Annotated in this window: 19 protein-coding genes and 1 riboswitch; of the genes, 6 read left to right on the top strand and 13 right to left on the bottom strand. The window is 72.9% G+C overall.

Features of this window, described 5'->3' with window-relative positions:
* Window positions 1-89: 89 nt before the first annotated feature.
* The 6 genes from K7B10_RS06635 to K7B10_RS06660 form a co-directional block, all read right to left on the bottom strand.
* Window positions 90-1,568 carry a serine/threonine-protein kinase gene (locus K7B10_RS06635; RefSeq protein ID WP_229335010.1) on the bottom strand — a complete coding sequence of 493 codons (1,479 nt, stop codon included), beginning with the start codon at window positions 1,566-1,568 and terminating at the stop codon, window positions 90-92.
* 8 nt (window positions 1,569-1,576) lie between these two features.
* Entirely contained in the window at window positions 1,577-2,404 is an 828-nt protein-coding gene (locus K7B10_RS06640) for a serine/threonine protein kinase (protein WP_229335011.1), read from the bottom strand.
* Between the two features lie 110 nt (window positions 2,405-2,514).
* On the bottom strand, window positions 2,515-4,539 hold the full coding sequence (locus K7B10_RS06645) for a DUF8189 domain-containing protein (protein ID WP_229335012.1): 2,025 nt from the start codon (window positions 4,537-4,539) through the stop codon (window positions 2,515-2,517).
* A gap of 14 nt (window positions 4,540-4,553) precedes the next feature.
* Window positions 4,554-5,960 (bottom strand): DUF8189 domain-containing protein, encoded by a 1,407-nt coding sequence (locus tag K7B10_RS06650; RefSeq protein ID WP_229344805.1) that lies wholly within the window; start codon window positions 5,958-5,960, stop codon window positions 4,554-4,556.
* 169 nt (window positions 5,961-6,129) lie between these two features.
* Entirely contained in the window at window positions 6,130-7,647 is a 1,518-nt protein-coding gene (locus tag K7B10_RS06655) for a DUF8189 domain-containing protein (protein ID WP_229335013.1), read from the bottom strand.
* Between the two features lie 123 nt (window positions 7,648-7,770).
* Window positions 7,771-8,442 carry a TetR/AcrR family transcriptional regulator gene (locus K7B10_RS06660; RefSeq protein WP_229335014.1) on the bottom strand — a complete coding sequence of 224 codons (672 nt, stop codon included), beginning with the start codon at window positions 8,440-8,442 and terminating at the stop codon, window positions 7,771-7,773.
* Window positions 8,443-8,611: 169 nt separating this feature from the next.
* Between K7B10_RS06660 and K7B10_RS06665 the strand changes: the two genes are divergently transcribed.
* Window positions 8,612-9,646 (top strand): medium chain dehydrogenase/reductase family protein, encoded by a 1,035-nt coding sequence (locus K7B10_RS06665; protein ID WP_229335015.1) that lies wholly within the window; start codon window positions 8,612-8,614, stop codon window positions 9,644-9,646.
* A 19-nt stretch (window positions 9,647-9,665) separates the two neighbouring features.
* Here the strand turns inward: K7B10_RS06665 and K7B10_RS06670 are convergent, their stop codons facing one another.
* The 4 genes from K7B10_RS06670 to K7B10_RS06685 form a co-directional block, all read right to left on the bottom strand.
* Window positions 9,666-10,169 (bottom strand): MarR family winged helix-turn-helix transcriptional regulator, encoded by a 504-nt coding sequence (locus K7B10_RS06670; protein ID WP_229335016.1) that lies wholly within the window; start codon window positions 10,167-10,169, stop codon window positions 9,666-9,668.
* A gap of 88 nt (window positions 10,170-10,257) precedes the next feature.
* Window positions 10,258-11,229: an arylamine N-acetyltransferase family protein gene (locus K7B10_RS06675; protein ID WP_229335017.1), complete on the bottom strand. Its 972-nt coding sequence runs from the start codon at window positions 11,227-11,229 to the stop codon at window positions 10,258-10,260.
* 86 nt (window positions 11,230-11,315) lie between these two features.
* Window positions 11,316-11,714, bottom strand: coding sequence for a VOC family protein (locus K7B10_RS06680; protein ID WP_229335018.1), 399 nt, complete (start codon window positions 11,712-11,714; stop codon window positions 11,316-11,318).
* Window positions 11,715-11,798: 84 nt separating this feature from the next.
* A complete protein-coding gene (locus K7B10_RS06685) occupies window positions 11,799-12,221 on the bottom strand; it encodes a GNAT family N-acetyltransferase (protein ID WP_229335019.1) in 423 nt (140 codons plus the stop codon).
* 309 nt (window positions 12,222-12,530) lie between these two features.
* Between K7B10_RS06685 and K7B10_RS06690 the strand changes: the two genes are divergently transcribed.
* Entirely contained in the window at window positions 12,531-13,469 is a 939-nt protein-coding gene (locus K7B10_RS06690) for a helix-turn-helix domain-containing protein (protein ID WP_229335020.1), read from the top strand.
* On the opposite strand, the gene K7B10_RS06695 is transcribed toward K7B10_RS06690, so the two are convergent.
* Both K7B10_RS06695 and K7B10_RS06700 read right to left on the bottom strand, forming a co-directional pair.
* Window positions 13,456-14,016 carry a hypothetical protein gene (locus tag K7B10_RS06695; protein WP_229335021.1) on the bottom strand — a complete coding sequence of 187 codons (561 nt, stop codon included), beginning with the start codon at window positions 14,014-14,016 and terminating at the stop codon, window positions 13,456-13,458. The two genes, K7B10_RS06690 and K7B10_RS06695, sit on opposite strands and share 14 nt — an antisense overlap.
* Before the next feature lie 174 nt (window positions 14,017-14,190).
* A complete protein-coding gene (locus K7B10_RS06700) occupies window positions 14,191-14,616 on the bottom strand; it encodes a subtilase-type protease inhibitor (protein ID WP_229335022.1) in 426 nt (141 codons plus the stop codon).
* A gap of 582 nt (window positions 14,617-15,198) precedes the next feature.
* A riboswitch (cobalamin riboswitch) is annotated at window positions 15,199-15,424 on the top strand.
* A gap of 163 nt (window positions 15,425-15,587) precedes the next feature.
* On the opposite strand from K7B10_RS06700, the gene metE reads away from it, so the two are divergent.
* Window positions 15,588-17,912 (top strand): 5-methyltetrahydropteroyltriglutamate--homocysteine S-methyltransferase, encoded by a 2,325-nt coding sequence (gene metE / locus K7B10_RS06705; protein WP_229335023.1) that lies wholly within the window; start codon window positions 15,588-15,590, stop codon window positions 17,910-17,912.
* A 78-nt stretch (window positions 17,913-17,990) separates the two neighbouring features.
* Here metE and K7B10_RS06710 read toward each other — a convergent pair whose 3' ends face one another.
* A complete protein-coding gene (locus tag K7B10_RS06710) occupies window positions 17,991-19,418 on the bottom strand; it encodes a short-chain fatty acyl-CoA regulator family protein (RefSeq protein ID WP_229335024.1) in 1,428 nt (475 codons plus the stop codon).
* A 373-nt stretch (window positions 19,419-19,791) separates the two neighbouring features.
* On the opposite strand from K7B10_RS06710, the gene aceA reads away from it, so the two are divergent.
* The 3 genes from aceA (at window position 19,792) to K7B10_RS06725 (ending at window position 23,252) form a co-directional block, all read left to right on the top strand.
* Complete coding sequence (gene aceA, locus K7B10_RS06715) at window positions 19,792-21,081, top strand: isocitrate lyase (RefSeq protein ID WP_229335025.1); 1,290 nt, start codon at window positions 19,792-19,794, stop codon at window positions 21,079-21,081.
* A 177-nt stretch (window positions 21,082-21,258) separates the two neighbouring features.
* On the top strand, window positions 21,259-22,386 hold the full coding sequence (locus K7B10_RS06720; RefSeq protein ID WP_229335026.1) for an aldolase/citrate lyase/malate synthase family protein: 1,128 nt from the start codon (window positions 21,259-21,261) through the stop codon (window positions 22,384-22,386).
* Entirely contained in the window at window positions 22,383-23,252 is an 870-nt protein-coding gene (locus K7B10_RS06725; RefSeq protein ID WP_229335027.1) for a 3-hydroxybutyryl-CoA dehydrogenase, read from the top strand. Before K7B10_RS06720 ends, K7B10_RS06725 begins: the two co-directional genes overlap by 4 nt.
* Window positions 23,253-23,310: the final 58 nt, after the last annotated feature.

The raw sequence follows: 23,310 nt of genomic DNA on the forward strand, positions 1-23,310 counted from the left end.
TGTCTGTCCCATGACCGCCCCCCGACGTCAGCCTGCCCAATTCTGTACCGGGCACGTGCGGTTGTCATCCACTCGCCGCAGCCCGCGGGTCACCGGGCGGCCGTCGGAGCCGGACACCCGGGCAGCGGTGGGCGGTCCTTCGTGCGTACGGCGGGGAGCCAGGCGATGGCACCCGGCTCCGCTCCCGGGCCGCCGCCGGGACCCGCGCTCGGCAGGCGGATCCGGAACCAGTGGGTGGACCGCGTGTCCGACTCGTCGATGACCACCTCGCCGCTCAGCAGTTGGCAGTCGGCTTCCAGGACGTCGGCGTGCCAGACCCGGGTCGGCACGACGTTCCCGGCCGTGTACGGCCGCATCGGGTCGATCGCCAGTCCCAGACTGCACCGCGGATCCCGGTCCGTACGCTCCCGGCAGCCCTTTTCCGCGTTGAACACCCTCACCTGGAGCGGCGGTTCGGCGATTCCGACCCGCCCGCCGGGGGCCGCCTCCCGGCCGGTGTGCCCCGCGTACGACCAGATGGCGGGACCGATCGCCCCGCACGCCGCGAGGGCGAGGAGGGCGATCCGCGTCGCCCGCCCGAAGCGGCCCGTCCGGCTCCGGGGGACGGACGGGGCCGCCTGCCGGACGGCGATCCGCTCCAGCAGGCTCTCGGCGGTGTGCGCGGCGCGCGCGGCATGGGTCGGGGCGAGGCAGTCCGTGGCCAGCGCACGCCAGAACTCCGGGACCCCGTTGGCCATGCGCAGGGGCGCGCGCCCGGCCGCGTACTCCTGTACGGCGGCGCCCCGCGCCACCGGCGTGGCCCCGGAGAACAGCGGGGCACCCGAGGCGAACACCTCGTGGATCACGACGCCCAGGGCCCAGATGTCGGCGCTCGGGCGGACCTCCACGCCCAACTCCCCCAGCGGGGCCCGCCAGCGTTCGGGCGGGAGGTAGTCCAGCGTGCCCATCGGGGGCCCGTGCCCGTGCGTGCCGGTGGTCAGCTCGGCGGCGAGCCCGAAGTCCGAGAGCTTGACCGAACCGTCCTCACCGATGAGGACGTTCTCCGGTTTGAGGTCGGCGTGGACCCAGCCGGATCGGTGCAGGTGGGCGAGCCCCTCGCAGATCCCGGCGATCAGGCGGGCGCCCTCGGCCTCGGTGATCCCCGCGCCGAGCAGATCGCGAAGGCTGGCCCCGGCCCGCTCCATGACCAGGACGATCGCCCCGTCCAGCGCCGGGTGGCCGGGGGCGCTGAGAACGGTGCTGTCCAGCAGCCGGATGAGCCGCGGATGCCCTGCCCGTACCCCGATCTCGACCTCGCGCCGGGCCGCCTCCGCCACGCTCCGGGCCTGGCGCGGTGCGAGTCCGGAGGTCGGCATGATCTTGAGGGCGACCTCGCGGGGCTCCTGCGCCGCCCCCGGCGCGTCGGCCCCGGACCTCGTTCCCGCGTACACGGTGGCCCAACCCCCGGCCCCGATCGGCTCGGTGACCACCCAGTCGCCCACCCGGTGGCCCGCGGGCAGCAGTTCCGTACCGCTGCTGTCCCACGAGGCGCCCGGACCGCCCGGAGCCCCCGGCCCCTGCACCCGCATCACGTCGCCTACCGCCCCCGCGCGCCCGCTTCGGCCCGGGGAGGCAGCAGTGCGAGGTGCTCCTCCCGTACGACGGCGAACTTCAGGGCGAGTGCGACGACCGCGTCCCGCTTGCCGTTGCGACGGTCGCCCGCGGCGGCGGTCCCGGTGCAGCCGCCCGCACCGGCCTCGTTCGCGGCGGCCGCGGCGCCGATCCGCAGCTTCTCGTCGGCCAGGTAGTCGATGTGCGAGCTGACCGCGCGCGCCGTCAGCCCGCCGCCGGTGGCATGGCCGCGCAGCCGCTCGACGACCTGCGGGGTGGTGGGCACCGCGACCGGAGACTGGTCGCGCAGCCAGGGTTCGCACAGCGCGACGAGCACCAGGAAGTACGTGGCCGTCTCGTCCAGGGAGTACGCCGTGACGGTACGGCTCGCCCCCCAGGAGCCGCCCGCGCCGGGCGGGTCCAGGTAGACGTGGTCGGGCGCGAACACCTGGAAGGAGACGTTGGTGCCGCGGCGCGTGGGCAGCACCACGCGGGAGAACTCGAAAGGGATGGGCGCCCCGGCCCGGCGCGGGGACACCCGCAGGTACTCGCCGGCCCCCTCCGGGTTCTCCACGAGGTAGGTCTGCGTGGTGCTGTGGTTGGTCAGCTGCCAGTGGTCGTCGGTGACCCGGATCTCTCCGGCCAGCCGGGAGATCGCCTCGTCGGCGAGCCGCAGTTCGACCGGGGTCGTCGACGAGCCGCGCCCGAACCGCGCGACCTCGCCCGGCCCGAGCCGCAAGGTCACCGCACCGCCGCCGGGCTCCCCGTCGGCGCCGCCGCTCCCCCGCGGCAGATGGACGACTATGCCGCTCACCACTCCCCCTGTACGACGTACCGACAAGACGCCGTACGGGGAACGTTACCGGCTGGAAGCCTGACCACAGGGTGGTACACCAGCCATTTCCGGGGCCAGCGAGCAGGCGTTCAGTACAGGGGTGAACCTGCCGGGAGCGGCGCGACCAGGCGTTCCCCGAAGGCGTTCCACGGTCCCCAGCCGCCGCTGGGCCGGTCCTGGACGCGGGTGCGGATCCGGCCATCGGCGGTGACGGCGAGGACGTGGATCCGCCCGGTGGCGTCGGCCACGGCCGTGGGCGTGGCGGCGAGCGGTACTCCGGGCTCGCCGAAATCCTCCTCCGCGGCCCAGGTCCCGCCGGTGTCGGCGTACCAGCGGTGACTCAGCCGGGCCCCGGCGGGCGACAGGGCGAAGGCCTCCAGCCTGCCGTCGGCGCCGGGAGCGAGCGCCGGGGCCGCGGCCGACCAGCCGAAGAGGTACTGCCAGTCGCCCCAGCCGCCGCTCGCTGCGGTCTGGCGCCGGTGGAACGTGGCCAGGCCGCAGGGGGCGACGGCGGCGACGGTGAGCCTGCCCGTGCCGTCCCGGGCCGCGCGCGGCACGCCGCAGGCCGCCGTACCGAACGTCCGCCATTGCGCGGCCCAGGCTCCGCCCGGGGCTTCCTGCCAGCGGTGGTGGATCGCGGAGCCGCCCGGCGCGAGGGCGAACACCTCCAGGCGGCCGTCGGCGTTGGCGGCGACGGCCGGGGGCGCGCCGACCGGTCCGCCGAACCCCCCGTCCCAGGGATCCCAGGCCGGCGAGCCGGGCGTCCGCTGCCGCCGCCGCGCGAGGCGGGCACCGCCGGGGGCCGGCGCGAAGACCTCCAGCCGGCCGTCGCCGCCGCGTGCGACGGCGGGGGCGGCTCCCGCCGGGCCGCCGAACTCCTCCCAGTCGTACCAGCCGCCGTCGGGCCGCTGCGCCCGGTGGTGCAGGTTGACGCCGCCCGGGGCGAGGGAGAACACCTCCAGCCGGCCGTCGACGTCGCGGCCGAGGGTGGGCACGGCCCCGGCCGGGCCGCCGAAGGACTCCCACTGCGACCACGTGTCGGAGTCCGGGTCGAGCTGGACGCGCCGCAGCATCGACCGGTCGCCGGCGTCGAGCGCGAAAACGGTCAGCCGGCCGTCCACGTCGAGCCCGGCGACCGGGTTGTCCGTGCTCTGCCACGGCGGCGGTGCCTCGTCCCGCCACCGCAGGGGCGCCACGTACAGGCCCTGGCGGAACCAGCCCGCGGCGCTCGCGTACCACTCCTGCCCGTCGGAGACGACCTCGACGGCGTGGCCGGGGACGTGGCCCGCGTAGCCGCCCTGGCCGAAGCGGAACGGATCCCTGGACGCGAACACGTCCGTACCCTCGTAGCCGCCGCGCGGCCCGATGAAGAGGTGGTACCAGCCGTCCCGTTCGACCACGCACGGTGATTCGGTGACCGAGAGTGTCGCGTCGCTGCTCGGGTCGGTGAAGGCGGTCTCCGGCTCGCTCCAGTGCACCAGGTCGGTGGAGCGCCGTACCGCCACGATGTGCCTGCCGTGCGGGGCGGACAGCTCGGTGTAGTACATCACCCACTCGTCGGCGATCCGCAGCACCATCGGGTCCCGCGCCGCGAGCCCCCGGAAGAGGGGGCCGGTCGGGACACGCGTCCAGGTGAACAGGTCGGTGGAAGTCGCCATGTTGACGGCGGCGCCGTCGCGGCCGCCTGCGGCGTAGAACATCCGGAACGTGCCGCCCGCCTCGACCACGTGCGGGGCCCACAGGTGCTCCTCGCCGAAGTACGAACGGTCGACGGTCAGCGCGTCGGCGTGCGCGGTCCAGGGCCCGTACGGATCCGGGGCGGAGGCGTGGGCGAAGGCGATCTCGGCGGCGCTGTCCGGGGATTCGCCGGGGCGGGCGCTGTCGCCGACGATGCCGAACAGGTGCCACCGGCCGCCCGCCTTGAGCAGGGTGTGGTCGTTGAGGTAGCGCCGGCGGCCGGGGAGGGAGGGGTCGTGGACGTGGGTGAAGGGCCCGGCGCCGACCCACCGGTGCGGCGGATCCGCCGCGGCCGCGCCGCCCGTCACGGGCAGGGCGAGCGCGCCCGCCGCGGCGGCCGCTCCCCGCAGCACGCTCCGTCTGCTGATCGGATGCACGGTTGCCTCCGGGGTCAGTTGACGGCGGGGCCGGCGGTGCCGTTCACCCAGGCCCATTCGGACCAGGTGGTGAAGCCGGTCTGCCATTTGTGGAAGACGCCGGCGCTGCTGGTCCCGAACACCTCGATGCGGCCGTCGGCGTTGGCGGCGGCGGCGATCTCGGTACCGCCGCCGCCGAAGGTGCCCCACTGGCCGTACGGGGCGTTGACCCCGCTCTGCCAGATGTGCTGGGCGGTGGTCGCGTTGACGGCGAAGACCTCGACGCGGCCGTCCGGGGACCGTTCACTGGTGAGCTGGGAGTCGGCCGGGCCCCCGGTGGGCTCCCAGCCGGACCAACCCGACGCGCCGGTCTGGTATTTGTGGAAGACGCCGACCGGTCCGGAGGCGAAGACCTCCAGGCGGCCGTCCTGGTTGTGGTCCACGGTCAGATCCCGACCGCCGCCGCCGAAGTCCTCCCAGGCCGACCAGCCGCCGCTCACGGCCGTCTGGTACAGGTGCCGGAAGGCGTCGCCGTTCAGGGCGAAGACCTCCAGACGCCCGTCGAGGGACTTCTCCATCTCGATCCGGCTGTCGGCCGGACCGCCACCGGCGGACTCCCACTCGGACCAGCCGCCGTTCGGCGCGCTCTGGTACCGGTGGAACACCCCGACCGGACCGGAGGCGAAGACCTCCAGACGCCCGTCGCCGTTCGCGCCGACCGCGATGTCCTTGCCGCCCCCGCCGAAGGACTCCCAGCCGGACCAGCCGCCCGAGGGCTGGAGCTGGTAACGGTGGTAGAAGGTGTCGTTGTTGATGGCGAACAGCTCCAGCCGGCCGTCGGCGTTGGGGCCGATCGCCAGCTCCGCACCACCCGGGCCGCCCAGTGCCTCCCACGCGGACCACGAGCCGTTCACCGTGTTCTGCCAGGCGTGGTGGATGCCGTCGGCCCCGGCCGCGAAGACCTCCAGCCGGCCGTCCGCCGACCGGGCCGACACCACCCGGCCCGACTCCGCCGGATACGTCAGCGGACCCGGGCCCGGTTCGTGGTGACCGAGCCGGTCCACGGCCGCCCGGGCCTCGTCCATGTGCCGCTGGTGCGCGCCCGCGGTGTACGTGGACCAGGGCTGCCAGTTCGTACCCCCGGCGGAGATCTCGAAGGCGGCGTTGGCGTTGCACTGGGCGTCGTAGGCGCAGGCGTCGTCGACCTCGGGGTGCCAGTAGTCGTTGATCTGCCACAGGCCGCGGTCCCTGGACGGGGGCGTGTTGTTCTGGACGTTGGTCGCCGACGGGTTGCAGCTCGACTCCGCGAGGGCGACGGCCACGGCGGTCACGAGGCCGTCGCCGCGGAAGCCCGCGTTGTAGCCGGTCTGCGCGCACAGGTCGCTCGACGCGGCGGATGCCGGCGAGGCCCCGGCGACGAGGCCCGCCGCACCGAGCAGCATGGCCAGTGCCGGTGCGGCCAGGCGGCGGGCGGTGCGCCGCCCCGGTGATGTCGTACCGGTGGATCCCGTGGGCGAGGAGCGCTGAGACCTGGACAACCGCTGCCCCTTTCGGGCGTGGTGTGGGGTGGGCCGAGGTGGGGCGGGGCGGGACGGGTCGAGTGGCGTCGCGTCAGTTCACGCCGGGGCCTGCGGTGTTGGTCACCCAGGCCCACTCGGACCAGGTGGAGAATCCGGTCTGCCATTTGTGGAAGACGCCGGAGCCGCTCGTGCCGAAGACCTCGATGCGCCCGTCGGCGTTGGTGGCGGCGGTGACTTCGGTCCCGCCGCCGCCGAATTCGGCCCACGGGCTGTACGGGGCGTTGAGCCCCGTCTGCCAGGTCTGCATGGCCACGGTGTCGTTGATGGCGAAGACCTCGACCCGGCCGTCGGCGGTGCGTTCACTCGTCAGCTGTGCGTCGGCGGGGCCGCCGGAGGGTTCCCACTGCGACCAACCCGTCGGGCCGGTCTGGTATTTGTGGAACACTCCCACGGGTCCGGAGGCGAAGACCTCCAGCCGCCCGTCGGCGTTGTGGTCGACGGTCAGGTCGTGACCGCCGCCGCCGAAGTCCTCCCAGGCCGACCAGCCGCCGTTGACGGCCGTCTGGTACTGGTGCTGGAAGGCGCCTCCGTTGACGGCGAACACCTCGAGCCGGCCGTCCGGCGACTTCTCCAACTCGATCCGGCTGTCGGCCGGACCGCCACCGGCGGACTCCCACCCGGACCAGCCGCCGCTGGGCGCGTTCTGGTACCGGTGGAAGATGCCGGCCGGTCCGGAGGCGAAGACCTCGATGCGCCCGTCGGCGTTGGTGCCGGCGGCGATGTCGCGCCCGCCGCCGCCGAAGGCTTCCCAGCCCGACCAGCCCGCGGAGGGCCCGGTCTGGTAGCGGTGCTGGAAGGTGTTGCCGTTGATGGCGAGCAGCTCGAGCCGGCCGTCCGCGTTGGGGGCGATGGCCAGTTCCGCGTTGCCGGGGCCGCCGAGGGCTTCCCAGGACGACCAGCCGCCGTTGACGGCGGTCTGCCACGCGTGGTGGACCCCGTCGGCGCCCGCCACGAACAACTCCAGCCGCCCGTCCGCCGACCGGCCGGAGACCACCCGCCCAGACTCCACCGGATGCACCACCGGTGCGGGGCCGGGTCCGGGGCCCTCGCCCGGCGTACAGGGCATGGTCACCCCGCGTTCCGCCAGGTAGGGAATGGGGTCGGTGCGCACGCTCGCGTTCGGGTCGCCCCAGATCCGCAGGTGGAGGTGGGGGCCGGAGGACTGGCCTTCGCTGCCCACGAGCGCGATCTGCTGGCCGGCCGTGACGTGGTCGCCGACGGCGACGTCCCGCCGCTGCATGTGCCCGTACTCGGATATCGTCCCGTCGCCGTGCAGGATGCGGATCCACTGCCCGTAGTCGGACACGTAGCCGGAGACGATGACCTCGCCGTCGCCCACGGCGTGGATCGGGGTGCCGTAGTCGCTCGCGATGTCGATGCCGTTGTGCGCTTGGCTGTAGTACTGGGATATCCAGCCGGCCGCCGGGCACGAGGCGGCGAAGCCCGCGGTCCGGGCGGCGGCCGTGGACGGGGCCACCAGCGCCGGCGCCCCGGCGGCCGCCGCCGCCAGCAACAGCACCGACGCGCGTCGCGAAATACCGAGAACCACGTGACGTTCCTCCCCCTGGGTCGTCAAGCCGGACGTACGGGAACGTAGCAACGGCCCGGGACCGGGGGATCCGGAACATTCCGGAATGACACGCGAGCGCGGCTCGGCTACGAGGTCACGCCGTCAGGCCGTCAGGCCGTCCACCTCGGCGGCGTAGAGCCGGGCGGGGTCCAGGCCCATGCCCGTGAAATGGCCGGCCAGTTCGAGGGAGAGCACGCCGTGCAGGCGGCTCCAGAAGGCCAGGGCCAGGCGCAGGGCCGACGGCGGGGCGTCGGGGTGGCTCCCGGCCCATTCCCGGTGGCCGGCCAGGTGCTCCTCGAGGGCGCCCTCCCTTCCCTCCGGGGCCTCGGCCGTACAAGCGTCGAGCAGGACGGACATCATCTCGGCGGTGATCGCGGTGGTGTCCTGCGGCGCGCGGTAGCCCGGCACCGGGGTGCCGTAGACGAGGAAGTAGCGGTGCGGGTCCTCCAGGGCCCAGCGCCGCAGCACCTGTGCCAGCGCGGCGAGTCCGGCCCGGCCCGCTCCCCCCTCGCCGCTACCGGTACCGGCGCCTGCGAAGGCGTCGGCGAGGCTGCGGTACGCGTCCCGGATGAGCTCGGTGATCAGCTCGTCGCGGTTGGCGAAGTACCGGTACAGCGCAGGTCCGCTCATGCCCATCTGTCTGGCGATGGCGTTGAGGGACAGCGCGGAGGCGCCGGAGCCGGCGATCTGCTGCCAGGCCTTCTCCTTGACCTCCTCGCGCACCTGCTGCCGGTACCGCTCGCGAGGGCTCTCCGTACGCCCGGTCGTTCCCATGCCCGCCACCTTTCGTCACCCGCCACTGAAGTAGTTAGACGCTATCACTATCGGCAATGCCCATCGCGATCGGACGAGCCGTTCGCTTGACATCGCCGCCACCCCCGCTCATTCTAGTTATAGCTTCTAACGAACACGAGATGCAGAAACAACCACCCTTCTGGAGGTCATGGTGAACACCGTCGAGCGCGTGGAGATCGTCCTGCCGGGCAAGGTCGAGCCCGAGGGCCTGGAGCTGCACCGCGGCCCGGTCCCGGTGCCCGCGGCCGGTCAGGTGGTCATCGCGATGGAGGCGACGGGAGTCTCCTTCGCCGAGCAGCAGATGCGCCGCGGCCGGTACTACGACCAGCCCCCGTTCCCCTTCGTCCCCGGATACGACCTGGTCGGGACGGTGCAAGCGGTGGGTGGAGGCGTCGACTCCGGTCTCCTCGGCCGGCGGGTGGCCGCCCTGACGAAGACCGGAGGCTGGGCGAGCCACATCGCGCTCGACGCCGCCGACGTGGTGGAGGTACCGGACGGCGTCGGCGCGGTGGACGCCGAGACCGCGGTCGTCAACGGCATCACCGCCTGGCAGATGCTCCACCGCAAGGCCCGGGTGCGCGCCGGCCAGACCGTCCTGGTCCACGGCGCCAACGGCGGGGTCGGCTCGATCCTGGTCCAACTGGCGCTCGCCGCCGGGGCCGAGGTGATCGGCACCGCCTCCACCCGCCACCACGACGGGCTGCGCGCGCTCGGGGTGATCCCCATCGACTACCGGTCCGGCAACGTCTGCGCGCGGGTGCGGGCACTCGCGCCCCGCGGGGTGGACGCGGTCTTCGACCACGTCGGCGGCGAGGGCATCGTCGACTCATGGCGACTGCTGGCGCCCGGCGGCACCCTCGTCTCGTACGGGACCGCCGCCACCCGGGACGACCAGGGCTCGGGCTCGCTGCCGGTGCTGAAGCTACTGGGCCGGGTGTGGCTGTGGAACGCGCTGCCCAACGGCCGCCGCGCGTACTTCTTCAACGTGTGGGCCGGCCGCGCCTACGCCAAGAACCGCTTCCGGGCCCGGCTGCGCTCCGACCTGACCCAGGTGTTCACCGCGCTGCAGCGCGGCGAGATCTCGGCCAAGGTCGCAGCCGAGATCCCGCTGGCCCGCGCCGCCGAGGCGATGCGCCTGGCGGAGTCGGGAACGGTCGCCGGCAAGGTGGTCCTGGTCCCGTGACCCCGGCCGGCGCCGGTCCTCATCTGCTGCCGCCCCTCGGGGCCGCCCTGCCCGCCAGGCCGGGCACGTCGGCCGCGGCCAGTCGCTCCAGCAGCTCGACGGCCCTTTCCACGTCCGCCAGCCGGTCCGCGGGGACGCGCCGGTCGATCGCACGGGCCAGGTAGGCCGCACGACCCGCCAGCAGCTTGTCGATCAGCTCGGCGGCGGCGGGATCCGCGCTCATCAGCTTCCGGCGCCCGTCGTACGGATCGGGCTCGCCGTGCACCAGCCCGGCGGCCTTGAGGACCGCCAGGCTCTGCGCGATGGACTGCGGGCTGACGTGCTCCAGGGAAGCGAGCCGGGCGGCGGTGACCGGGCCCTCCCGTACGACGCTCGCCAGGACGGCGAGCTGCGTGACGGTCAGGCCCGTCGCGTCCTGCCCCGACTCCGCGCGCAGCCGTGCGCGCAGGCGCTTGATCGCGTCGTCGAGCCGCTGCGCGGTCACGACGGACGGCGACGCCTGCCGGCCGGGTTTCGTGATCATGACTCCTCCGTGAAACCCCACAAGCAACTTTGCCAAGTTACTTGTGGAGTTTGAACGGCCGAAGGAACCGGAAACACTGCCTCCGATCTCACCTGACCGGCGCCGCCCTCCTGCGTCCGGCGCGGTGCGCCCGCAGCTGTTGGATGGGCACCGTCGACGGCTGCACGGTCGTCGGGTACATCGCGACGGCCTGACGGGCCACGTACACCCGGGCGATGAGCTCGTCGCGATCCGTCTCCGGCACCTCCATGCCGAACAGGTCGCGCAGGAGACCGGGGATCTCCTCCGGGGCGTAGGTGTGCGCGGTGGCCGTGCCGTCCGGCAGGGTCCGGGTGAGGACACTGCCGTCGAGGAAGACGTGCTCCTGCTCGCGCATCTGCTGCACGAGCAGCCGGCCCGCGAACGGCGAACGCGGATGCGTGGACAGGAAGTGGTTGGCCACCATCCAGTCCTGCGGATACCGCTGGTCGAGGGTGAAGGCGTGCAGGTCGTACCAGCCGTCGGCACCCCGCGTCCGCATCGCGTACAGCCGGTCGCCCGTCTCGGTGGTGGAACCCTCCAGCCGGAAGCCCCAGCCGCCGAACGAGGTCTCGGCGCCCTCCACCAGCTCGATGGGCTCGATGGGGTTGCGGCCGAAACCGGGGTCGCACACCCACACCTTGCCGGTCTCGGGGGTCTCGGCCGTCTCCACGCGCAGCATCGCGTGCGTGGCCGCACGGACCACCCCCTCGGAGCCGATGCGGACCCGCGAGGCGAGCCCCGTCACCCGGAAGCCCACGCGCTCCAGCACCGCCGCGAGCAGCACGGTGTGCTCGTAGCAGTAGCCGCCGCGGCGTCCGTGGACCAACTTGTTCTGGATGTCCTGCAGTTCGAGGGAGATCGGCCTGCCGAGCACGATCTCGACGGTCTCGAAGGGGATCGAGGTGATGTGCTTACGCGTCAGCGCCCGGAGAACGTCGAGGGTGGGCGCGAGCTCTCCGTCATAGCCGGTACGCCGGAGGTAGGCATCCAGGTCGAGGCTGCCGCCCTGCCAGGCTGTGGCATCGTCGTTCGTCGTCATGGCAGACATGGTGCATAGAAAACCGGTCATGGCCGGAGGGCCCGGGGAAGAGAAAGTCACCTCCCCGGGAAACCCCCGCGGCCGGATCAACCCCAGGTACGGGAGCAGAGCACCAGCCGGTAGCCGTCCGGGTCGGCGACGGTGACTCCGTGCTCGTCCCAGTACGGGTTGTGCGCGGCGACGCGCGTGCCGCCGTGCTCGACGAGCCGGCGGACGAGGTCCTCGTCGGGCGCCTCGCCCAGGTAGACGACGAAGAGGTCGTCCACGGTGGGGGCGGGCACGATCGGGTTCTCGGGATCGTGGGTGAGCTCGAAGTGCCAACCGCCTCCGGCCGGACCGACCATGAGCAGGTCGTGTGCGCCGGGCACGCGCTCGGTGCTGCGCCACTGCACTTCCAGGCCGAGTCCGTCGACGTAGAACCGCTCGGCGGCCTTCAGGTCGAGGGAGGGGCGGGCGACGCGGACATGGGTACGTGAATTGATCATGGCGCAGAGGGTACGGGCGCGCATGGGCCCGGGCCAGAGGGCCCGGGCAGGGTGTGGCAGGTCGGTGTGGGGCCGCGGGTCCCGTCAGCGCAGGGTCATGGAGACGTGGTGGGCATCGATGCGGAAGCCGTTGCGCAGGTAGGTCCGGTGCGCGGCGTGGCGCTGGTGGCCCGTGTCGAGGTGGAACTCCTCGCACCCTTCGTCGGCCGCGATGGCCTTCAGGGCCGTGAGCATGCGGCTGCCGAGTCCCCGGCCGCGGACGGCCTCGTCGGCGACGAGGTCGTCCAGGTACAGGATGCGGCCCGAGATCATCGTGTGCATGACGCGGAAGCCCGCGGCGACGCACACCTCGCCGTCCTCCTCCAGGTAGACGATGCGGTAGCCCTCCGCGGACTGCGTCCGCCAGCGCTCGGCGAACCCGTCCTCGTCCAGGTGCGGGCGCAGCTGCGAGAAGACCGGCCAGCAGCGGCGTACGGCGCTCTCGTCCTCGGCAAAGATCACATCCATGCCAGAAGGGTCGCACGCCGCCGCGAACTCGCGTCCACCGCGGGCCTGATCCGCCCTCTTTGCCGTCAGGTCCCGTGGGGTGGCGGGCAGGAGGGCCCGGCGTCGGGGCCGCCCTGCCGAAGGCGTCGAGATCGAGCCCTTCCGGGAGTTCGGCGCATGGAGCGGCGCGCGGCGGGGCACCGATGCCCGCGTGCCCCTGTCGGAGCGGGGACGTTGCGCCCGCCTCCGGTGGCCGCGCGCGACCGCCCGTACCACCTGCCGACGCGACAGGGTCCCGCTGCACCGTCGCGGGGCCGAAGGAGGCGTGACATGCCGGCCGGCTTATCCCCCTCGCCCCGGGCCCTCACCAGGGACGCCTGCCCTCACGGCACCTGGGAGGTGGTCCGCGGCCGGCCTCATCCGCGGCTGCGGCCGGGTGTGCGCGGGTACCGGGGCTACCGCATGGACCTCGGGTACGGGCGCCGCCGGCTGGAGGTGCCGGACGCCTGCGTCTCGCTGGTCTTCAACCTCGCCGGCCCGGTGTGGGTGACGCTCGGCACGCGGGTCGACGCGATCGCCCGCCCCTACACCTCGCTCGTCTCCGGCCTCCAGACCCGGCCCACGTTCGGTGAACACGCGGGCCGGGTGGAGGGTGTGGAGGTGCTCCTCGCGCCATGGGCGGCGTTCGGACTCCTGGGACAGCCCATGAGCGACCTGGCCGACCGGATGGCCGATCCGGGCGAGCTCCTCGGCCGGCGGGCCGATCTGCTGGCCGAGGCCCTGTACGAAGCGGTGGGATGGGAGCCGCGCTTCGCCCTGCTGGACGCCACGCTCCGCACCTGGACGGAGGCGACGCGCGCGGGTGCCGCCGAGCCGCTGCGCCGTGCGTGGGGGGAGTTGCTGCGCAGCGGTGGCAGCCTCCCCGTCGAGGAACTGGCCGTACGTGCCGGCCGCGGCAAGCGGCGGCTGGAGTACCTCTTCCGGGAGCAGATCGGTCTGACGCCGAAGACGGCGGCGCGCGTGCTGCGCTTCCAGCGCACGCTGTGGCTCGTCGACCACGGCGGCCGCCCGCTCGCCGACGTGGCCGTCGCCTGCGGGTTCAGCGATCAGGCCCATATGAACCGGGAGTTCAAGGCGATGAGCGGGCGCACGCCGCGGCGGTTCCGCTCGGAGCGGGGCGCCGCCCTGCCCGGCGGCCCGGCCGGGGTCGACCGGGTGGCCGGGCAGGTCACCAGCATCGTGCTGCCCGACCGGTTCAGTCGATCTTGATGGAGCTGACCCGGTTGTCCCATCCGCTGCGCATCGAGTCCTCGATGTGGTTCGGGCCGGTGTTGCCGGGGTACCAGTACCCGCCGCCGCCCGGGTTCTCGGCGAGGTGGGCCGTGCAGGCACCGGTCCAGTAGGAGGACGTGGAGTTGTCGAAGCTGTAGGCGGAGAGGTTCTGCCAGTACCCGCGGTCGTAGAACTTCAGGTCGCGGCCCCCCTTGCCCGTGTACTGGTACAGGTCCAGCGGTGTGGAGCAGGCTGCGAGGACCTGCCGCGTCGTCGCGGTGGCGCGCAATTGCCTTTCCCGCGCCTCCTGTTCGGAGGCCGTACGGAAGCACTCCACCGCCCCGCGGCCCTGCCAGACCATGCAGACCCTGGCCTCGCCCCAGTCGCCGGACAGATCCAGGGTCCGCCCCTCGAACGAGGCGTACCGGGCCGTGGCGTCCGCAGCGGGGCCGGTGGCCGCTCCTGCGGGTGCACCGAGGAGCGCGGAAGCCGCGAGCGTTCCCACCGCGACGACGCCGAACGCCGCCTTGCGCGTATCGAACACGGAATGCGTCCCTTCACGAGGTACCGCCCGGCATCTGCCGGGCAGCCCCCATCCTGGGACCCCCGCCGCCCCGCCTTCTTGAACAAACGCGCACCCCGCCGCACGAAGCGAACGGTGGCCGGACGGGTGGCCGGAGCCGATCCCCCGACGTCGCGGCCGGTCGGCCCGGTGGCGTCAGAACGCGTAGACCGGGTTGCCGTTCAGGGTCGCGGACATCGCGCACGCGTTGGAGAAGGTGTGCTTCCACGCGACGTGGGCCCCGCGCCACACGCCGTCGGCCGTGACGGTGACGGGGTCGTAGTGCATCGGACAGGCGCGGTCCGGGTTCGGCGCGGCCAGCAGGCGGTTGAACTCGCCGCCGGTGGCGTTGAGGGCGTCGCACGCGGCCCTGGGGGCGGGGTGCGTGCCCTCGGCGGCGTAGGCGCAGCTGAGGGTGGTGGCCCTCAGGACCGTACCGGTGGCGGCGTTGTCCCCCTGGGTGACGGTGAAGACCATGGCGGAGGGGGCGTACAGGCTGTCGGGGCTCGCCTCCGCCGCACCCGTGGCGCCGGCGAGGCAGAGGAGAGCGGCGGCGGAGACGGTGGCCAAGCGGTGACGCATGAGAAGACTCGCTTTCGATTCGAAGGTGATTAGGGGCGCTACGTCTTTCATGTAGCGCTCAACTGAGGCTGAGCCTGCCAGGCATGAAGGTCCGCTGCACATCGGCGGTCGATTTACGGACAGTTGGTTCGCATATCGGTGAGGAGAGGTGTGTTCGCCCAGCTCGCGCCGGGTACCCGCAGGCCCGCACCACGCGGGGGCGCACCGCATCGACCGGCGCGACGCCGTCTCCCGTACCTCCTGCCCAGGTGACGGCCACTCACGGTTCACCGAACGTCCCCTCAGAGTGACCGGATCGGTGCGGTCGCCCCCGCGGGGGCCGAACCACCCGCGCCCCACCGGTGGTCACAGGCCTCCCGTGAGCTCCTCCGTTTCTTCCGTTTCTGCAAGCCGCCGTTCGTCGCTCCCCCGGCCGACAACGAGGGCGTCAAGGCGGTCCCGCGGGCGGGGAGGCCCGCTTCGCCCCGAGCCTCCCGCTCGAACGCGTCGTCTCCGACGCCTCGCTGGTGCGCCGCCGGCAGGGTGTCTCACCTTTGGGTCCGAATGGTGGACCCAGCTCGCCGGTGGGCGACCGTGCGTCCTAGGGTGGCCCGTGCAGCTGGTTCGCCCCCGTCAGCCGGGCGGGAGCGTCGTAAGAGGGAACCCGGTGGGAATCCGGGACTGCCCCGCAGCGGTGAGCGGGAACGACCGCCGTCATACGCACTGGGACCGGACAACGGTCCTGGGAAGCGACGGCCAGTAGGTGCCCGCCGGGAGACCGGCAGGCGTGCCCGCGAGTCCGAAGACCTGCCCGTTGCCCGCACGCGGACGATTCCCGTGCGGACATCCCGGTGACCTCGTGGGCGGGTCGGCGTACACAGCGAGCGGCACGTGCGGTGTTCCCCCGCGACGTGGTCCGCACGTTCTGCCGTTCCTTCGCGTCCGCGTCCCCCACCGGGGTGTTCAGGACACATCTCGCGAAGGAGAGTTCCGTGACAGCGAAGCCCGCAGCCGCGGCAGCACGAGCCACCGTGTACGGCTACCCCCGCCAGGGGCGGAACCGCGAACTGAAGAAGGCCGTCGAGGGCTACTGGAGGGGCAGCGTCACCGCCAACGCCCTCCGGGAGACTGCAGCCGACCTGCGTCGCTCGAACTGGCGGCAGCTGGCCGATGCCGGCATCACCGAGGTTCCGACCGGCGATTTCTCGTACTACGACCACGTCCTGGACACCAGCGTCATGGTCGGCGCCGTCCCCGAGCGGCACCGCGCGGCGGTCGCCGCCGACACCCTCGACGGCTACTTCGCGATGGCCCGCGGCACCCAGGACGTCGCCCCGCTCGAGATGACCAAGTGGTTCGACACGAACTACCACTACCTGGTCCCCGAACTCGGCCCGGACACCGCCTTCACCCCCGATTCCGCCCGGCAGGTCGCCGAGCTGGAGCAGGCCCTCGGGCTCGGGCACACGGCCCGCCCGGTCCTGGTCGGTCCCGTCACCTACCTGCTGCTGGCCAAGCCCGCCCCGGGCGTGGCCGCCGACTTCCAGCCGATCACGCTGCTCGACCGGCTGCTGCCCGTCTACGCCCGCGTCCTCGCCGACCTGCGGGCCGCCGGCGCCGAGTGGGTGCAGCTCGACGAGCCCGCCCTGGTCCAGGACCGCACCCCGGCCGACCTGAACGCCGCCGCCCGCGCCTACCGCGAGCTCGGCGCGCTGGCCGACCGGCCCAAGGTGCTCGTCGCCTCGTACTTCGACCGGCTCGGCGACGCCCTCCCGGTGCTGGCCGCGGCCCCCGTCGAAGGCCTCGCCCTCGACTTCACAGGACGCGGCGCCGCGAACCTCGCCGACCTCGCCGCGGTCGGCGGGCTGCCCGGCAAGCGGCTCGTCGCCGGCGTGGTCAACGGCCGCAACATCTGGATCAACGACCACCAGAAGTCCCTGACCACCCTCGGCACCCTCCTGGGCCTCGCCGACCGGGTGGACGTCGCCGCGTCCTGCTCGCTCCTGCACGTCCCGCTCGACGCGACCGCCGAACGCGACATCGATCCGCAGATCCTGCGCTGGCTCGCCTTCGCCCGCCAGAAGACCATCGAGGTCGCCACCCTGGCCCGCGGGCTCGCCCGGGGCACCGGCGCCATCGCGGCCGAACTCGCCGCCAACCGTGCCGACCTGGCCTCACGCGCCGGCTCGGCCATCACCCACGACCCCGCCGTGCGCGCCCGTACCGCCGCGATCACCGATGCCGACGGACGGCGCTCGCAGCCCTACGCACGGCGGACGGCGGCCCAGCGCGCCCTCCTCGGGCTGCCCCAGCTGCCGACGACGACCATCGGCTCGTTCCCCCAGACGAACGAGCTGCGCACCGCCCGCGCCGACCTGCGGGCCGGCCGCATCGACACCGGGGACTACGAGGAGCGGATCAAGGACGAGATCCGCGAGGTGCTCTCCTTCCAGGAGAAGACCGGCATCGACGTGCTCGTGCACGGTGAACCGGAACGGAACGACATGGTGCAGTACTTCGCCGAGCGGCTCACGGGCTACCTGGCCACCCGGCACGGCTGGGTGCAGTCCTACGGCACCCGCTACGTCCGCCCGCCGGTACTGGCCGGGGACGTCTCCCGCCCCGAGCCGATGACCGTGCGCTGGACCTCGTACGCCCGATCGCAGACGGCCAAGCCCGTCAAGGGGATGCTGACCGGCCCGGTCACCATGCTCGCCTGGTCCTTCGTACGGGACGACCAGCCGCCCGGGGACACCGCCCGCCAGGTGGCCCTCGCCCTGCGCGACGAGGTCGACGACCTCGAGGCCGCCGGTACTTCGGTCATCCAGGTCGACGAACCCGCCCTGCGCGAGACCCTGCCGCTGCGCGCGGCGGACCACCCGGAGTACCTCGCCTGGGCCACGGAGTCCTTCCGTCTCACCACCAGCGGTGTCCGGCCGGACACCCAGATCCACACCCACATGTGCTACGCGGAGTTCGGCGACATCGTCCAGGCCATCGACGACCTCGACGCCGACGTCATCAGCCTGGAGGCCGCCCGCTCCCACATGCAGGTCGCCGGCGAACTGGCGCGGCACGGCTACTCCCGTGAGGCCGGGCCGGGCGTCTGGGACATCCACTCCCCGCGCGTCCCGAGCACGGGGGAAGTGGCGGCCCTGCTCCGCGAGGGGCTCGCGGCCATCCCCGCCGAACGGCTGTGGGTCAACCCCGACTGCGGGCTGAAGACCCGCGGCTGGCCCGAGACCCGCGCCTGTCTGGAGAACCTCGTCGCGGCCGCGCGTGAGGTGCGCGCGGAGCTCACGGGCGACCACTCCTGACGCAGGGGTTCCGGGTCGGACGCACGACGGGCGTCCGACCCGGGCCCGGGAGGCCGGCGGGTGCGGAGGGCGTGGTCGTCACTGCGCGCGGTCGGCGACCTGGTACGGGACGAAGGTGCTGCTGTTCTCGTCGACGGCGAGCGGGCGCCCCAGCGGAGGCACCGCGCGCTGCGGACAGTCCAGGCGCTCGCACAGCCGGCAGCCCATGCCGATGGGCGTGTCGGCCGCGGTGTTGTCCAGGTCGAGGCCGTCGGAGTAGACGAGCCGCGAGGCGTGCCGGATCTCGCAGCCCAGCCCGATCGCGAAGGTCTTGCCCGGTTCCCCCCAGCCGGCGCGTTGGCGGGTGACGGCGCGGGCGGTCCACAGGTGGCGCTGCCCGTCGGGCATGGCGGCGACCTGGACGTGGATGCGGCCGGGTGCCGCGAAGGCCTCGTAGATGTTCCACAGCGGGCAGGTGCCGCCCGCTCTGGAGAAGTGGAACCCGGTCGCGGACTGCCGCTTGGACATGTTCCCGGCCCGGTCCACGCGCACGAAGGAGAACGGCACCCCGCGCAGCCTGGGCCGTTGGAGGGTGCTGAGCCGGTGGCAGACCGTCTCGTACCCCAGCCCGAACCGGTCGGTGAGCCGCTCGATGTCGTAGCGGAATTCCTCGGCGGCCGCGTGGAAGGCCCGGTACGGGAGGATCAGGGCCGCGGCGAAGTAGTTGGCGATGCCGATCCGGGCCAGACCGTGCGCGGTGGACCCGGCCGGGAAGTCCTGCGACGCACACCGGTCCAGCTCGTCGGCGTGCTCCAGCAGGGCGAGCTGCGTCGCCATCCGGAACGCCTGCTGCCCCGGCCGCAGCCGGGCGGACAGCTGCAGCGTCCGGCTCTGTTCGTCGTAGCGGTGCAGCCGGTCGCAGTCGGCGCTCACCCGTACCCCGTGTACGTCGGCGAGGCGCGCGGACAGGGTCCGGACCACCTCTCCGGGGCGGATCCGGATCGCGCGGGCCAGTTCCTCGGCGGCGAGGTCGGTGTCGTGGAGGTAGTTCTGGCGGCGGTAGAAGAACTCCCGGATCTCCTCGTGCGCGGAGCGCGGAACGGCCCCTGCGGCGGCACCGGCCGCACCCGGCACCGCGTCCCGCCCGCCCTCCGCGCCGGCCAGGCTCTCGGCCAGGACCTGCGAACGCCGTCCGAGGTCCAGCAACACCTGCGCGACCGCCGGCATCCGCGAGGCCAGCTCGGCGAGGTCCGAGGCGGAGACCCGGGCCTCGGCGACCTCTCCGGCCAAGGCCTCGCGCAGGTCCGCGACGAGGCGGCCGGTGTCCCGCTCCGAGAAGAAGCCCGGATCGACCCCGAAGGCTTCCGTCAGCCGCAGCAGTACGGGCACGGTGAGCGGGCGGGAGTCGTGCTCCATCTGGTTCAGATAGCTGGGCGAGATGGCGAGGACCCTGGCCAGATCGACCTGGCTCATCCGCCGCTCCTCGCGCAGCCTGCGCAGCCGCGCGCCCGCGTACGTCTTGCTCACCGGACCTCCCCTGGTGCCGAGCGGCCAGCCTATGCGCAGAGCCGCATCGGAGAGCCTTCGCATCCTTGGCAAAACCTCGCGAAAAGATGCGCAGAACTTGGCATGCGTCCCCGATTGATGGCACTGGGTGTCACTGGGAGAGTCGTCCTGCGGCCCGCCGGACCAGGCGGCACGAACGGAACCGACGGAACCGAGTCACGCCCTGACATCGGCAACCCCGACCGGTTCCGACGGGTGGCACGGCACCATTGCTCAGCTCGTCCCACGCAACGGGGCGGCGGGCCGCGATCTCATATGTGGCACCTGGTGCCAATTCTTCGCACCTTTGACGTGCGGGGGCATTCCCGAGCGACTCATGGAGACGGTGACGGTCATGGCAGGCACGACGAACACGACGGCAGCGGCGGCGGACCTCACCGAGCGCTGGGCGAGCGACCCGCGCTGGGCCGGCATCGAGCGGACGTACTCCGCCGCGGACGTGGTCCGCCTGTCGGGCAGCGTCCGCGAGGAGCACACCCTGGCCCGGCGGGGCGCCGAGCGCCTGTGGCGACAGCTCCACGAGCAGGACTACGTCCACGCGCTCGGCGCCCTCACCGGCGGCCAGGCCGTCCAGCAGGTCCGGGCCGGGCTGCAGGCCATCTACCTCTCCGGCTGGCAGGTCGCCGCCGACGCCAACCAGGCCGGTCACACCTACCCGGACCAGAGCCTCTACCCGGTCAACTCCGTTCCCCAGGTGGTCCGTCGGATCAACAACGCGCTGCTGCGCGCCGACCAGATCGCGACCGCCGAGGGCGGCACCGACACGACGGACTGGCTCGCGCCCATCGTCGCCGACGCCGAGGCCGGCTTCGGCGGACCGCTGAACGCCTTCGAGCTCACCAAGGCGATGATCGCGGCGGGCGCGGCCGGCATCCACTACGAGGACCAGCTGGCCTCCGAGAAGAAGTGCGGCCACCTCGGCGGCAAGGTCCTCGTCCCCACCTCCCAGCACATCCGCACCCTGAACGCGGCCCGCCTGGCCGCCGACATCGCCGACACCCCCACCCTGATCATCGCCCGTACCGACGCCCTCGCCGCGAACCTGCTGACCAGCGACGTCGACGAGCGCGACGCGCAGTTCGCCACCGGCGGGCGCACCGCCGAGGGCTTCTACCGGGTGCGGAACGGAATGGCACCCGTCATCGCCCGCGGGCTCGCCTACGCCCCGTACGCCGACCTCATCTGGGTGGAGACCGGCACCCCGGACCTGGCGCAGGCCCGCGAGTTCGCCGAGGCGATCCACGCTCAGTACCCGGACCAGATGCTGGCGTACAACTGCTCGCCGTCCTTCAACTGGAAGGCCGCCCTGCACGACGACCAGATCGCCAAGTTCCAGCGCGAGCTGGGCGCCATGGGCTACCGCTTCCAGTTCATCACCCTGGCCGGCTTCCACTCCCTCAACCACGGCATGTTCGACCTCGCCCGCGGCTACGCCGAGCACGGCATGACCGCGTACGTGGACCTCCAGGAGCGCGAGTTCGCCGCCCAGGCGCAGGGCTTCACCGCGGTCAAGCACCAGCGCGAGGTGGGCACCGGCTACTTCGACCTGGTCTCCACCGCCGTCAACCCGGCCTCGTCCACGACCGCGCTCACCGGCTCCACCGAGGAAGAGCAGTTCCACTAGGGGGTGTCCGTTCCGGGCCGTCGACCGCCCGGAACCTCGCACGCACCACCGCGCCGCAGGCCGGGGTACCCGAGAACGAGAAGCACTCGGGCACCTCTCCGGCACCGCCACCCACGTTCCCCGAAGGCCGGAGGAGCCATCTCCGTCCGGCCGTCCCGTCTCCTGGAGGAGACCCGCATGTCCGTCCACGCACCGACCCGCCGCGTCGAGGTACTCGGGACACCGGGCGACCGCCACGACGAGATCCTGACCCCCGAGGCCCTGGACTTCATCACCCGGCTCGACGACGCGTTCCGCTCCCGGCGCCTGGAGTTCCTCAAGGAGCGCGTCCGCCGCTCGACCCACCTGACCGGCGGCACCCCCCTCGTCTTCCCCCTCGCCACCCGCGCGATCCGGCACGACTCCGAGTGGAGGGTCGCGCCGCCGGCGCCGGGTCTCACCGACCGCCGCGTCGAGATCACCGGACCGCCGGACCGCCGGATGGCGGTGGACGCCCTCAACTCCGGCGCCCGGGTGTGGATGGCAGACCTCGAAGACGCCACCTCGCCCACCTGGGACAACGTCATCGGCGGCCAGTTGACCCTGCTCGACGTGATCGAGCGGCGGATCGACTTCACCACCCCGGGGGGCAGGGAGTACCGGCTCGGGTCGGACCTCGCGACCATCATGGTCCGCCCTCGCGGCTGGCACCTCCTCGAAGAACACCTGGAGATCGACGGCCGTCCCGTGTCCGCCTCGCTCGTGGACTTCGGTCTGTACTTCCTCCACAAGGAACGCGAGGCCGAGGACGGCTTCGACGGCTCCTGGGTCGCCCACCCCGGCCTCGCCCCCGTCTGCCGCGAAGTCTTCGACGACGTCCTGGGAGAGCGTCCGAACCAGCCGGAGCGCACGCGCGAGGATGCCGAAGTCACCGCCGCCGAACCGCTGTCGGTCCGCCGGATCACCGCCCCGCCGACCTCCGAAGGCATCCGCTCCCACGTGGCCGTCGCACTGCGCTACTTCGACGCCTGGCTCCGGGGCCGCGGAGCCGTCGCCCTGAACGGGCTCATGGAGGACGCGGCGACCGCCGAGATCGCCCGCGTCCAGATCTGGCAGTGGCTGCGCCACGACAGGGCGGAACGCTCCGCGGTCCTCGACCTCCTCGACGCCGAATGCGAGGCGCTGGCGGAAGAGGACCCGCAGGCCCTGGTCACCGAGGCCCGCGAGCTCTTCGTGCACACCGCGCTCTCCCCCGGCCTGCCCGCCTTCTTCACCCCCGGGGCCTACACCCGCCACCTCGTCCGCCGGACGGAGGCCCGATCGTGAGCACCTCGATCCGCCGGATCGGCGTCGTCGGAGGCGGCCGGATGGGCGCCGGCATCGCAGAGGTGTGCGCCCGCGCCGGCCTCGACGCCGTCGTCTGCGAGGCGGATGCCACCGCCGCACGTGCCGCCCGCGAACGCGTCGCCGTCTCCCTCGAACGCGCCGTCCAGCGCGGGAAACTGGACCGGATCTCCGCCGAGGACGCACTGGCCCGGATGGTCTTCACCGGGGACCTCGAAGACCTCGCCGACCGGCAGCTGGTCATCGAGGCCGTCGTCGAGAACGCCGACGCGAAGACCGGGATCTTCACCGCCCTCGACAAGATCGTTGAGGACCCGGAGGCCATCCTCGCCTCCAACACCTCCGCCATCCCGATCATGCGCCTCGGCATGGCCACCGGCCGTGCCGACCGCGTCCTCGGCCTGCACTTCTTCAACCCCGTACCGGTGCTCCCCCTGGTCGAGATCGTGTCCTCCCTCCACACCACCACGAGCACCGTCGAAACGACGGAGTCCTTCGTACGGGGCGCGCTCGGCAAGACCGCGATCCGCTCCCGGGACAGGTCCGGATTCGTCGTCAACGCCCTCCTCGTGCCCTACCTGCTGTCGGCGGTCCGCATGGCCGAATCCGGCTACGCGAGCGCCTCGGACATCGACGACGCAATGGTGCTCGGCTGCGCCCACCCCATGGGCCCGCTGAAGCTCGCCGACCTCATCGGCCTCGACACCGTCGCCGCCGTCGCCGGATCCCTCTACGACGAGTTCAAGGAACCCCTCTACGCCCCGCCGCCGCTCCTCCTGCGGATGGTCCAGGCAGGCCTGCTGGGCCGCAAGACGGGCCGCGGGTTCCACACGTACGACCGGGACTGAGGGGTCCCGGTTCGCCGGCCGGGCCGAGGGTGCCCCGGCAGCCGAGGAAGAGCGGGGC

The sequence above is a fragment of the Streptomyces flavotricini genome (assembly GCF_020639365.1).
Lineage (GTDB): Bacteria > Actinomycetota > Actinomycetes > Streptomycetales > Streptomycetaceae > Streptomyces > Streptomyces flavotricini.